At 72.4% G+C, this 12078-nt stretch carries 12 protein-coding genes; 11 read left to right on the top strand and 1 reads right to left on the bottom strand.

Annotated features, from left to right (window positions below; translation table 11 throughout):
• Nucleotides 1-128: 128 nt before the first annotated feature.
• A complete protein-coding gene (locus tag IF89_RS0121795; protein WP_030770626.1) occupies nucleotides 129-2324 on the bottom strand; it encodes an elongation factor G-like protein EF-G2 in 2196 nt (731 codons plus the stop codon).
• Nucleotides 2325-2696: 372 nt separating this feature from the next.
• Here IF89_RS0121795 and pgsA point away from each other — a divergent pair, with 372 nt between their 5' ends.
• From pgsA to yajC, 11 genes are all read left to right on the top strand, one after another.
• Entirely contained in the window at nucleotides 2697-3359 is a 663-nt protein-coding gene (gene pgsA / locus IF89_RS0121800; protein WP_030770628.1) for a phosphatidylinositol phosphate synthase, read from the top strand.
• Entirely contained in the window at nucleotides 3359-4264 is a 906-nt protein-coding gene (locus IF89_RS0121805) for a phosphatidylinositol mannoside acyltransferase (RefSeq protein ID WP_030770630.1), read from the top strand. Before pgsA ends, IF89_RS0121805 begins: the two co-directional genes overlap by 1 nt.
• Nucleotides 4261-5433, top strand: coding sequence for a glycosyltransferase family 4 protein (locus IF89_RS0121810; protein ID WP_030770633.1), 1173 nt, complete (start codon nucleotides 4261-4263; stop codon nucleotides 5431-5433). Before IF89_RS0121805 ends, IF89_RS0121810 begins: the two co-directional genes overlap by 4 nt.
• 254 nt (nucleotides 5434-5687) lie before the next feature.
• Nucleotides 5688-6230, top strand: coding sequence for a membrane protein (locus tag IF89_RS0121815; protein ID WP_030770635.1), 543 nt, complete (start codon nucleotides 5688-5690; stop codon nucleotides 6228-6230).
• Nucleotides 6231-6365: 135 nt separating this feature from the next.
• Nucleotides 6366-7283 (top strand): pyridoxal 5'-phosphate synthase lyase subunit PdxS, encoded by a 918-nt coding sequence (gene pdxS / locus IF89_RS0121820; protein WP_030656154.1) that lies wholly within the window; start codon nucleotides 6366-6368, stop codon nucleotides 7281-7283.
• A 7-nt stretch (nucleotides 7284-7290) separates the two neighbouring features.
• A complete protein-coding gene (pdxT, locus tag IF89_RS0121825; RefSeq protein ID WP_030770639.1) occupies nucleotides 7291-7884 on the top strand; it encodes a pyridoxal 5'-phosphate synthase glutaminase subunit PdxT in 594 nt (197 codons plus the stop codon).
• Between the two features lie 57 nt (nucleotides 7885-7941).
• Entirely contained in the window at nucleotides 7942-8694 is a 753-nt protein-coding gene (locus IF89_RS0121830) for a YebC/PmpR family DNA-binding transcriptional regulator (protein WP_030656159.1), read from the top strand.
• 204 nt (nucleotides 8695-8898) lie between these two features.
• Entirely contained in the window at nucleotides 8899-9429 is a 531-nt protein-coding gene (ruvC, locus tag IF89_RS0121835) for a crossover junction endodeoxyribonuclease RuvC (RefSeq protein WP_030770643.1), read from the top strand.
• Nucleotides 9426-10049: a Holliday junction branch migration protein RuvA gene (ruvA, locus tag IF89_RS0121840; protein ID WP_030770646.1), complete on the top strand. Its 624-nt coding sequence runs from the start codon at nucleotides 9426-9428 to the stop codon at nucleotides 10047-10049. Before ruvC ends, ruvA begins: the two co-directional genes overlap by 4 nt.
• A 102-nt stretch (nucleotides 10050-10151) precedes the next feature.
• Complete coding sequence (gene ruvB, locus IF89_RS0121845; RefSeq protein WP_030656164.1) at nucleotides 10152-11213, top strand: Holliday junction branch migration DNA helicase RuvB; 1062 nt, start codon at nucleotides 10152-10154, stop codon at nucleotides 11211-11213.
• Nucleotides 11214-11378: 165 nt separating this feature from the next.
• Entirely contained in the window at nucleotides 11379-11843 is a 465-nt protein-coding gene (gene yajC / locus IF89_RS0121850) for a preprotein translocase subunit YajC (RefSeq protein ID WP_030770649.1), read from the top strand.
• Nucleotides 11844-12078: the final 235 nt, after the last annotated feature.

Raw genomic sequence — 12078 nt, forward strand, 5'->3', positions numbered from 1 at the left:
GCTGTGCGTTCGTGCTCTTTTGGTGCGCCGACGAGCCTATCGGCGGATCCCACCCCATGGTCATGGGACAGGGAAATGCCGCCCACCGCAAGCTGGTTGGGTGGGCGGCACCCGCTGGTGCAGGCCGACTACGTTCCCTTCCCGGCCTGTTCGCGCACCTTCTCGGCGATCTGCGGCGGCATCGGCTCGTGCCGGGCGTAGGCGCGGGCGAAGCGGCCGGTGCCGTGCGAGACGGAGCGCAGCTCGACGGCGTAGCGGTCGATCTCGATCTCCGGGATCTCGGCGCGCACCCGGGTGCGCCCGGGCCCGGCCTGGTCGGTGCCGACGACCCGGCCGCGGCGGCCCGCGAGATCGCTCATGACCGGCCCGACGTATTCGTCGGGGATCAGGACGTCGAGTTCGGCGACCGGTTCCAGCAGGTCGATGCGGGTCTCGGCGGCGGCCTCGCGCAGGGCGAGGGCGCCGGCGGTCTGGAAGGCGGCGTCCGAGGAGTCCACCGAGTGCGCCTTGCCGTCGAGGAGGGTGACGCGGACGTCGACCAGCGGATAGCCCGCCGCGACGCCGCGGGCGGCCTGGCTGCGCACCCCCTTCTCCACGGACGGGATGAACTGGCGGGGGACGGCGCCGCCGACGACCTTGTCGACGAACTCGATGCCGCTGCCGGGCGGGAGCGGCTCCACCTCGATCTCGCAGATGGCGAACTGGCCGTGGCCACCGGACTGTTTGACGTGCCGGCCGCGGCCGGCCGCCTTCGCGCCGAAGGTCTCGCGCAGGCTCACCCGGTGCGGGACGGGGTCGACCTGGACGCCGTAGCGGTTGCGCAGCCGTTCCAGGGCGACGTCCTGGTGGGCTTCGCCGAGGCTCCACAGGACGACCTGGTGGGTGTGCGGGTTCTGCTCCAGGCGCATCGTGGGGTCCTCGGCGACGAGCCGGGCGAGACCCTGCGAGAGCTTGTCCTCGTCGGCCTTGCTGTGGGCCTCGATGGCCAGGGGGAGCAGGGGGTCGGGCATCGTCCAGGGAGCCATGAGGAGCGGGTCGTCCTTGGCGGAGAGGGTGTCGCCCGTCTCCGCCCGGGAGAGCTTGGCCACGCAGGCGAGGTCGCCGGCGATGCACCGGTCGAGGACGCGCTGCTGTTTGCCGAACGGGGCGGTGAGGGAGCCGATCCGTTCGTCGACGTCGTGGTCCTCGTGCCCGCGGTCGGCGAGGCCGTGCCCGCTGACGTGGACGGTCTCCTCGGGCTTCAGGGTGCCGGAGAAGACGCGCACGAGCGAGACGCGGCCGACGTAGGGGTCGGAGGAGGTCTTGACGACCTCCGCGACCAGTGGCCCGGAGGGGTCGCAGGTCACCTCCGGGCGGGCGGTGCCGTCGGGGCGGGTGACGGTGACGGCCGGGCGCTCCAGGGGCGTCGGGAAACCGCCGGTGATCAGTTCGAGGAGTTCCACCGTGCCCAGGCCCTGGCGGGCGCCGTCGGCCGCCGGCGCCGCCATCAGGACGGGGTGGAAGGTGCCGCGGGCGACGGCGCGCTCCAGGTCGTCGACGAGGGTCTTCAGGTCGATGTCCTCCCCGCCGAGGTAGCGGTCCATGAGGGTCTCGTCCTCGCTCTCGGCGATGATCCCCTCGATCAGGCGCGCACGGGCCTCGGTGATGAGGGCGAGCTCGGCCGGGTCCGGGTCGCGCTCCACCCGCGCGCCGGAGGCGTACTCGTAGACGCGCTGCGAGAGCAGGCCGAGCAGGCCGGTGACGGGGGCGTGCCCGTCCGGGCCGGCGGGGCCGTGCAGGGGGAGGTACAGGGGGACGACCGCGTCGGGGTCGTCCGCGCCGAAGATCTCGCCGCAGACGGCGGTCATCTGCGTGTAGTCCGAGCGTGCGGCCTCAAGGTGCGTGACGACGATGGCGCGGGGCATGCCGACGGCCTCGCACTCGTCCCAGACCATGCGGGTGGCGCCGTCGATCCCGTCCGAGGCCGAGACGACGAAGAGGGCCGCGTCCGCCGCGCGCAGACCGGCCCTGAGTTCTCCGACGAAGTCGGCGTATCCGGGGGTGTCCAAGAGGTTGATCTTGATGCCGTCCCATGCGACGGGGACGAGGGAGAGCTGGATGGAGCGCTGGCGGCGGTGTTCGATCTCGTCGTAGTCGGAGACGGTGCCGCCGTCCTCGACCCGACCGGCCCGGTTGACCGCTCCGGCGGTCAGGGCGAGGGCTTCGACCAGGGTGGTCTTTCCGGATCCGCTGTGGCCGACCAGCACGACGTTGCGTAGGGACGAGGGCCGGTCGGCCGTCAGTGCCCTGCCGGCGGCTCCGGATTGGTGTGATGTGGCTCCCATGGTGCTCGTGCCTCCCGGTGGTGACGGTGAGGAGGGTGGGTTCCTTGTCCCCGCGCATGAGGAATGCGCGGTTCTACGAGCTTTGCACTGCTGTCACACCGCGTCCATACGTCGTACCGGGGACGTACCCCGGGCCGGTGCCGGGGCCGTGCGTCGGACCAGTGCCGGGGCCGTGCTCCGGGCCGGTGCCGGGCCGGTGCCGGAGCCGTACCCGTGCCCCACCGTGACGCGCCGGCGGCGGTCCACGGCACGAAGAACGCCTTACGGGCGAGAACCGGTGGGTGCGCGGCGTTCCGGCGGCGGCGCGCTGGCTACGATGGGCCAGCCGGTGGCCGTTGTGGCCGTGCGGCCCAGCGACCCTCCGGGAAGGCCATGCTGAACAAGTACGCGCGTGCATTCTTCACGCGTGTTCTCACGCCATTCGCCGCATTTCTGCTCCGGCGGGGGGTGAGCCCGGACGCGGTCACCCTGATCGGCACGGCCGGAGTGGTGGCGGGCGCGCTGGTCTTCTTCCCCCGCGGCGAGTTCTTCTGGGGCACCATCACCATCACCCTCTTCGTCTTCTCCGACCTCGTCGACGGCAACATGGCCCGACAGGCCGGGATCTCCAGCCGCTGGGGCGCCTTCCTCGACTCCACCCTCGACCGGGTGGCCGACGCGGCGATCTTCGGCGGCCTCGCCCTCTGGTACGCCGGCTCCGGCAGCGACAACGCGCTGTGCGCGGTGGCGATCTTCTGCCTGGCCAGCGGCCAGGTGGTGTCGTACACCAAGGCGCGCGGCGAGTCGATCGGACTGCCGGTGGCCGTCAACGGGCTCGTCGAGCGTGCGGAACGCCTGGTGATCTCGCTGGTCGCGGCCGGCCTGTCCGGGCTCCAGACCTTCGGCGTGCCGTCGTGGATCGGCGTCCTCCTGCCGATCGCCCTGTGGGTGGTCGCCGCGGGCTCGCTGGTCACGCTGATCCAGCGCGTGGTCACCGTACGGCGCGAGGCCGCAGAGGCCGACGCCGCCGCAGCCCCCGAGGGCGGCGCCGCCTGATGGGTACCGCACAGGACAAACTGGTCGACGGGCTGTACGGCCTCGGCTGGGCCGGGGTCAAGAAGCTGCCCGAGCCGGCCGCCGTGGCGCTGGGCCGGCGGATCGCCGACTTCGCGTGGAAGCGCCGCGGCAGGAGCGTGCTGCGGCTGGAGTCGAACCTGGCCCGCGTGGTCCCGGGCGCCGGCCCGGAACGGCTGCGCGAGCTCTCCAAGGCCGGCATGCGCTCCTACATGCGGTACTGGATGGAGTCCTTCCGGCTGCCCACGATGGACCCGGAGCGGTTCGGCACCGACGTCGAGTTCCAGGACGAGCACATCCTGCGCGATGCCCTCGCCTCCGGGCGCGGGGTCGTGGTGGCCCTGCCGCACCTCGCCAACTGGGACCTGGCCGGCGCCTGGGCCATCGGCCACCTCGGGGTGCGGTTCACCACGGTCGCCGAGCGGCTGAAGCCCGAGTCCCTCTACGACCGCTTCGTGGCCTACCGGGAGAGCCTGGGTATGGAGGTCCTGCCGCACAGCGGCGGCGCCGCCTTCGGCATCCTGGCCCGGCGACTGCGCTCGGGCGGCCTGGTCTGCCTGGTGGCGGACCGCGATCTGTCGGCCTCCGGGGTCGAGGTCGACTTCTTCGGCGCCAAGGCGCGCATGCCGGCCGGACCGGCCCTGCTGGCCCAGCAGACGGGCGCGGTGCTGATCCCGGCCACCCTGTACTACGGCGGGACGCCGAAGATGTACGGCCGGATACACCCCGAGGTGGCGGTCCCCGGGACCGGGACCCGGGCCGAGAAGACCATCGCCATGACCCAGGCGGTGGCGGACGCCTTCGCGTGGGGCATCGCCGAGCACCCGGAGGACTGGCACATGCTGCAGCGGCTCTGGCTGGACGACCTGGAGGAGCGCACGCCGTGAAGATCGGCATCGTGTGCCCGTACTCGTGGGACGTGCCGGGCGGCGTCCAGTTCCACATCCGCGACCTCGCCGAGCACCTGATCGGGCTCGGCCACGACGTGTCGGTGCTGGCCCCGGCCGACGACGAGACCCCGCTGCCGCCGTACGTGGTCTCCGCGGGGCGGGCCGTCCCGGTCCCGTACAACGGCTCCGTGGCCCGGCTGAACTTCGGCTTCCTGTCGGCGGCCCGGGTGCGGCGCTGGCTGCACGAAGGCACCTTCGACGTGATCCACATCCACGAGCCGGCCTCGCCCTCGCTGGGACTGCTGTCCTGCTGGGCCGCCCAGGGGCCGATCGTGGCCACCTTCCACACCTCCAACCCGCGCTCCCGGGCGATGATCGCCGCGTACCCGATCCTGCAGCCCGCGCTGGAGAAGATCAGCGCGCGCATCGCGGTGAGCGAGTACGCGCGGCGCACGCTGGTGGAGCACCTGGGCGGGGACGCGGTGGTGATCCCGAACGGCGTCGACGTGGACTTCTTCGCGAAGGCCGAGCCGAAGGCCGAGTGGCGCGGGCAGACGCTCGGCTTCATCGGCCGCATCGACGAGCCGCGCAAGGGCCTGCCGGTGCTCATGGCGGCCTTCCCCAAGATCGTCGAGGCCTGCCCGGACGTACGGCTGCTGGTCGCGGGTCGCGGTGACGAGGAGGAGGCGGTGGCGACGCTGCCCGCTGGGATCCGCTCGCGGGTGGAGTTCCTCGGGATGGTCTCGGACGAGGACAAGGCGCGGCTGCTGCGCAGCGTCGACGTGTACGTGGCACCGAACACCGGCGGCGAGAGCTTCGGCATCATCCTGGTCGAGGCGCTGTCGGCGGGCGCGCCGGTGCTGGCCTCGGACCTGGACGCCTTCGCGCAGGTCCTCGACCAGGGCGGGGCCGGCGACCTCTTCGCCAACGAGAACGCCGACGCCCTGGCGGCGGGCGCGATCACCCTGCTCCGGGACCCGGCCCGCCGGGCCGCGCTCAGCGAACGGGGCTCGGCGCACGTGCGGCGCTTCGACTGGTCCACGGTCGGCGCGGACATCCTGGCGGTCTACGAGACGGTCACGGACGGCGCGGCGGCCGTCGGCGCCGACGAACGCGTCTCCCTGCGCACCCGCCTCGGCTTCTCGAAGGACCCGACGGCCCTCTGACCTGCCGCACCGCCCCCCGGCCTGGCCGCGGGGGGCGGGCACCGACAGCCTGACCGGCCCGCGCCGACGGTCCGCCCCGGCTGCCGCCGAGTGCGACGAAGTGGTCCGCGGTACGGCGCCCCGCGTCTCGTCGGTACGGCGCCACGGGTCTCGCTTCCCCCGGGTCGTCGCCGATCGTGCACCGTTCGGGCCCGGCCCCACCCGGACAGGCCCGATGGGAGCCCCGCGCTCCCGGAGCGGTAGGGTCGCGCAGCGTGATCGAAACCCTTGTCTGGATCGCCCTGGCGCTCGCCGTCATCGGCGTCTACCTCAGCTGGACCGCCGGCCGGCTGGACCGGCTGCACTCGCGGATGGACGCCGCGCGGGCCGCGCTGGACGCGCAGCTGGTCCGCCGGGCCTCCGTGGCGCTGGAGGTGGCCACCTCCGGAGCGCTCGACCCGGCCTCCTCGCTCGTGCTGTACGAGGCCGCGCACGCCGCCCGGCAGGCCGAGGAGGACCACCGCGAGGTCGCCGAGAGCGAGCTGAGCCAGGCGCTGCGGGCCGTCTTCGCCGACGCCGACCAGGTCGAGGCGCTGAAGGCGGCCCCCGGCGGGGCGCAGGCGACCGAGGAGCTGGCGGCCGCCGTCCGCCGGGTACCCATGGCGCGGCGGTTCCACAACGACGCCGTCCGGGCCGCCCGGGCGCTGCGTCGCCACCGCAAGGTCCGCTGGTTCCGCCTGGCCGGCCGTGCGCCGTTCCCGCTGGCCTTCGAGATGGACGACGAGCCCCCGGCGTACCTCGCGGACCGCCCGGCCTGACCGGCAGGACGCCGCCAGGGCCACCAGGGACAAATGAAAGAGCCACTGGCTCCATATTGGCCCTTGTAGTGGACTGATGCTTTGGGGATGCTCGGCTGGAGCATTACCCGTCTTCCTTTCGAGTGAGGTCAATCCGTGAGCACGCTTCCCACCTCCCCCCAGTCGGCCGAGTCGGCGATCGGCACCTCGCGCGTGAAGCGCGGCATGGCCGAGCAGCTCAAGGGCGGCGTGATCATGGACGTGGTCAACGCCGAGCAGGCGAAGATCGCCGAGGACGCCGGCGCCGTGGCCGTCATGGCCCTGGAGCGGGTCCCCGCCGACATCCGCAAGGACGGCGGCGTCGCCCGCATGTCCGACCCCAACATGATCGAGGAGATCATCGAGGCGGTCTCCATCCCCGTCATGGCCAAGTCCCGCATCGGCCACTTCGTCGAGGCCCAGGTCCTGCAGTCCCTCGGCGTCGACTACATCGACGAGTCCGAGGTCCTGACCCCGGCCGACGAGGTCAACCACTCCGACAAGTGGGCGTTCACCACCCCCTTCGTCTGCGGCGCCACCAACCTCGGTGAGGCCCTGCGCCGCATCGCCGAGGGTGCGGCCATGATCCGCTCGAAGGGCGAGGCCGGCACCGGCAACGTCGTCGAGGCCGTCCGCCACCTGCGCCAGATCAAGAACGAGATCGCCAAGCTGCGCGGCTTCGACAACAACGAGCTGTACGCCGCCGCCAAGGAGCTGCGTGCCCCGTACGAGCTCGTCAAGGAGGTCGCCGAGCTCGGCAAGCTCCCCGTGGTGCTGTTCTCCGCCGGTGGCGTCGCCACCCCGGCCGACGCGGCGCTGATGCGCCAGCTCGGCGCCGAGGGCGTCTTCGTCGGCTCCGGCATCTTCAAGTCGGGCGACCCGGCCAAGCGCGCCGCCGCCATCGTGAAGGCCACCACCTTCTTCGACGACCCCAAGATCATCGCGGACGCCTCCCGCAACCTGGGCGAGGCCATGGTCGGCATCAACTGCGACACCCTCCCCGAGGCCGAGCGCTACGCCAACCGCGGCTGGTAGTACCGACATGACGAACACCCCCGTGATCGGTGTCCTGGCCCTCCAGGGCGACGTACGGGAGCACCTGATCGCCCTGGCCGCGGCGGACGCCGTGGCCAGGCCGGTCCGGCGCCCCGACGAGCTCGCCGAGGTGGACGCCCTGGTGATCCCCGGTGGCGAGTCCACGACGATGTCGAAGCTCGCCGTGCTCTTCGGCATGCTGGAGCCGCTGCGCGAGCGCGTCGCCGCGGGCATGCCCGTGTACGGCACCTGCGCCGGCATGATCATGCTCGCGGACAAGCTCCTCGACGGCCGTGAGGACCAGGAGACCCTGGGCGGCATCGACATGATCGTGCGCCGCAACGCCTTCGGCCGCCAGAACGAGTCCTTCGAGGCGAAGATCGACTTCGCCGGCATCGAGGGCGGCCCCGTCGAGGGCGTCTTCATCCGCGCCCCGTGGGTCGAGTCCGTCGGCGGCGCCGCCGAGGTGCTCGCCACCTACGACGGCCACACGGTCGCCGTGCGCCAGGGCAACGTCCTGGCCACCTCGTTCCACCCCGAACTGACCGGCGACGACCGCGTCCACGCCTACTTCGTCGAGATGGTGCGCGCGGGGCTGTGACGAGGTCCCGGTAGGATCGGGGACGAACACTGTTGGTGACGCGAAGGAGACAGGCGGATGTCCGGCCACTCTAAATGGGCTACGACGAAGCACAAGAAGGCCGTGATCGATGCCAAGCGCGGCAAGCTCTTCGCGAAGCTGATCAAGAACATCGAGGTCGCGGCGCGCATGGGCGGTGCCGACATCGACGGCAACCCGACGCTCTTCGACGCGGTCCAGAAGGCCAAGAAGCAGTCGGTCCCGAACAAGAACATCGACTCGGCGGTCAAGCGCGGCGGCGGCCTGGAGGCCGGCGGCGCCGACTACGAGACGATCATGTACGAGGGCTACGGTCCCAACGGTGTCGCGGTGCTCATCGAGTGCCTCACCGACAACCGCAACCGCGCCGCCTCCGACGTCCGCGTCGCCATGACCCGCAACGGCGGTTCGATGGCCGACCCGGGCTCGGTCTCGTACCTGTTCAACCGCAAGGGCGTCATCATCCTGCCCAAGGCCGAGCTGTCCGAGGACGACGTCCTCGGCGCGGTGCTGGAGGCCGGTGCCGAAGAGGTCAACGACAACGGCGACACCTTCGAGATCATCAGTGAGGCCACCGACCTGGTCGCGGTCCGCACCGCGCTCCAGGAAGCCGGCATCGACTACGACTCGGCGGACTCCAGCTTCGTCCCGACCATGCAGGTCGAGCTCGACGAAGAGGGCGCCCGCAAGATCTTCAAGCTGATCGACGCGCTGGAGGACAGCGACGACGTCCAGAACGTCTTCGCGAACTTCGACGTCTCGGACGAGGTCATGGAGAAGGTCGACGCGTAACGCCGCAGCGGGCGGAGCGCAACCGGCGGGCCGACAGGACACACCCTGTCGGCCCGCCGTCGCATTGTCAGTGCGGGCGGATAGCCTGACGGCGTCAATCGGGTGTGCGCCCGTCTTCGGACCGCAACCCTCAACGGAGCAGCCACGACGGTGCTCAGCCACCACCGCGCGCGCGGCGGAGGTTCAGCCGCAGAAGGGGGCGCGGTGCGGGTACTGGGCGTGGACCCCGGGCTGACCCGGTGCGGTGTCGGCGTCGTCGAGGGCGTCGCCGGCCGCCCCCTCACCATGCTCGGGGTGGGGGTCGTGCGGACGCCCGCGGACGCGGAGCTCGGCCACCGGCTCGTCGCCGTCGAACGGGGCATCGAGGAGTGGCTCGACACGCACCGGCCCGAGATCGTCGCCGTGGAGCGGGTCTTCAGCCAGCACAACGTCAGCACGGTGATGGGCACCGCCCAGGCCAGCGCCGTCGCCATGCTGTGCGCCGCACGCCGCGGGATACCGGTCGCCCTGCACACCCCGAGCGAGGTCAAGGCCGCCGTCACCGGCAGCGGCCGGGCCGACAAGGCCCAAGTGGGCGCCATGGTCACCCGGCTGCTGCGGCTCGCCGAGCCGCCGAAACCGGCCGACGCCGCCGACGCCCTCGCCCTGGCCATCTGCCACATCTGGCGGGCCCCCGCCCAGAACCGCCTCCAGCAGGCGGTAGCCCAGCACGCCTCGAAAGGCCGTACCCGATGATCGCCTTCGTCAGCGGCGCGGTCGCCGCGCTCACCCCCACCCTTGCCGTGATCGAGGTCGGCGGCGTGGGCATGGCCGTGCACTGCACGCCGAACACCATCGCCGGCCTGCGCACGGGCGAGCAGGCCCGGCTGGCCACCTCCCTGGTCGTCCGGGAGGACTCGCTGACCCTGTACGGCTTCGCCGACGACGACGAGCGCCAGGTCTTCGAGCTCCTGCAGACCGCCAGCGGTGTCGGTCCGCGCGTGGCGCAGGCGATGCTCGGCGTGCACACGCCGGACGCCCTGCGCACCGCCTTCGCCGCGGGCGACGCGAAGGCGCTGACCGCGGTGCCCGGCATCGGCCCGAAGGGCGCCCAGAAACTCCTGCTGGAACTGAAGGGCAAGCTCGGCGCCCCCACCCCGGTGGTGGGCGCCCAGCGCGCGGTCGCCTCGGCGCCCGCGCCCTGGACCGAGCAGCTCGCCGCCGCCCTGATCGGCCTGGGCTACGCGTCGCGCGAGGCGGAGGAGGCGGTCGTGGCGGTGACCCCGCAGGCCGAGGAGGCCATCGCCGCCGGCGGCGCCGCCCCGGTGCCGCAGCTGCTGCGGGCCGCCCTGCAGTCCCTGAACCGGGCCCGCTGACGCCGCCGCGCAGGCCCGGCCGTCCCCGCCCGCCCCCGACCGTACGGCCGCGGCGGGGCCCGCACCGACCACAGCAACGAAGCAGAAGGCAGACTGAACACCGTGAACTGGGACGACGAGAGCGACGACCGGATCGTGGCGGCCGCCGCCGACGGGGAGGACACCGCCGTCGAGGCGGCCCTGCGCCCCAAGGACCTCGGGGAGTTCGTCGGCCAGGAGAAGGTCCGCCAGCAGCTGGACCTGGTTCTGAAGGCGGCCCGGCAGCGCGGGGCCACGGCGGACCACGTCCTGCTGTCCGGCGCGCCCGGCCTCGGCAAGACCACCCTCTCCATGATCATCGCGGCCGAGATGGGGGCGCCCATCCGGATCACCTCCGGCCCCGCCATCCAGCACGCCGGCGACCTCGCCGCCATCCTCTCCTCCCTCCAGGAGGGCGAGGTCCTCTTCCTCGACGAGATCCACCGCATGTCCCGGCCCGCCGAGGAGATGCTCTACATGGCCATGGAGGACTTCCGCGTCGACGTGATCGTCGGCAAGGGCCCCGGGGCCACCGCCATCCCCCTGGAGCTGCCGCCCTTCACCCTGGTCGGCGCCACCACCCGGGCCGGGCTGCTGCCCCCGCCGCTGCGGGACCGTTTCGGCTTCACGGGACACATGGAGTTCTACGCCCCCGAGGAACTGGAGCGCGTCGTCCACCGCTCCGCCCGCCTCCTCGACGTGGAGATCGACACCGACGGCGCCGCCGAGATCGCCGGCCGCTCCCGCGGCACCCCCCGCATCGCCAACCGCCTGCTGCGCCGCGTGCGCGACTACGCCCAGGTACGGGCCGACGGGGTGATCAACCGCGAGGTGGCCGCCACCGCCCTCCAGGTGTACGAGGTCGACGCCCGTGGGCTCGACCGACTCGATCGAGCCGTTCTGGAGGCACTGCTGAAGCTGTTCGGCGGCGGGCCGGTCGGGCTGTCGACCCTCGCGGTGGCGGTGGGGGAGGAGCGGGAGACCGTCGAGGAGGTCGCGGAACCGTTCCTGGTCCGCGAGGGCCTGCTCGCCCGCACCCCCAGGGGGCGGGTCGCGACCCCCGCCGCATGGGCTCACCTGGGGCTTGTCGCACCCCAGCACGGCGGAAGCGGATCAACGGGGCAACAGGGCCTGTTCGGGGCCTGACGGCGCGGAGGTTCGCGCCCCCAGGAACTGCGGTGCCATGCTGGGCGTTGTTCCATCGGTGCGGACTCGCCTAGACTCCGCCGATGCCGACCCTTCGGGTCGGCGTGCCCACCCCCGTAGAAAAGGCCGCCGTCCGCGTGCGGTCGTGCGAAGGATTTCCGTCCCGTGAATCTCGTGACACTCCTCCCGTTCATCGCGATCATCGCGGCGATGTTCCTGATGACCCGCTCCGCGAAGAAGAAGCAGCAGCAGGCCGCGCAGATGCGCGACCAGATGACGCCCGGTACGGGCGTCCGCACCGTTGGCGGCATGTACGCCACGGTGAAGGAGATCGGCGACGACACGGTCACCCTCGAGGTGGCTCCCGGCGTCCACGCGATCTACGCGAAGAACGCCGTCGGCGCCGTCCTGGAGGACGCGGAGTACAACCGCATCGTCCACGGCATCGACGACGTGACGACCGACACGCCCGCCGTCCCCGACGACGCGTCCTCCCTCACCGAGGCCCCGAAGACGGACCTCGGCAAGGGCAGGGACGAGACGCCGAAGCTGGACCTGGGCAAGAAGGACGAGCCCAAGGGCGACGAGCCCGAGACCGGCAAGAACGACGGCGAGGCCGGCGCGAAGTAGCGCGCGGCCGGGGACCGTGCGGGCGCCTGACCGGCGGCCGGCACGGTCCCCGTCAGTCACACTTCTGCGGGGGGCAGGGGTCCCCACCACACATTTCGTGGCCGTCCGCGCGCTGACCCGGCGCGGGACGGTTGGACAGGGAGAAACGACAAGGTGGCAGCACCGAAGAAGGGCCGGCGGCCCACGGGGGCTCAGGGGAGGCCGGGGCGCGCCCTGGCGATCATCCTGATCGCGA

This window comes from Streptomyces sp. NRRL F-2664 (assembly GCF_000719345.1).
In the GTDB taxonomy this organism is placed as follows: Bacteria; Actinomycetota; Actinomycetes; order Streptomycetales; family Streptomycetaceae; genus Streptomyces.

What these genes read in the sequence shown, in the direction of transcription:
- IF89_RS0121795 (WP_030770626.1), bottom strand. Translation starts at nt 2,324, where the DNA reads ATGGGAGCCACATCACACCAATCCGGAGCCGCCGGCAGGGCACTGACG.
- pgsA (WP_030770628.1), top strand. Translation starts at nt 2,697, where the DNA reads ATGCTGAACAAGTACGCGCGTGCATTCTTCACGCGTGTTCTCACGCCA.
- IF89_RS0121805 (WP_030770630.1), top strand. Translation starts at nt 3,359, where the DNA reads ATGGGTACCGCACAGGACAAACTGGTCGACGGGCTGTACGGCCTCGGC.
- pdxT (WP_030770639.1), top strand. Translation starts at nt 7,291, where the DNA reads ATGACGAACACCCCCGTGATCGGTGTCCTGGCCCTCCAGGGCGACGTA.
- IF89_RS0121830 (WP_030656159.1), top strand. Translation starts at nt 7,942, where the DNA reads ATGTCCGGCCACTCTAAATGGGCTACGACGAAGCACAAGAAGGCCGTG.
- ruvA (WP_030770646.1), top strand. Translation starts at nt 9,426, where the DNA reads ATGATCGCCTTCGTCAGCGGCGCGGTCGCCGCGCTCACCCCCACCCTT.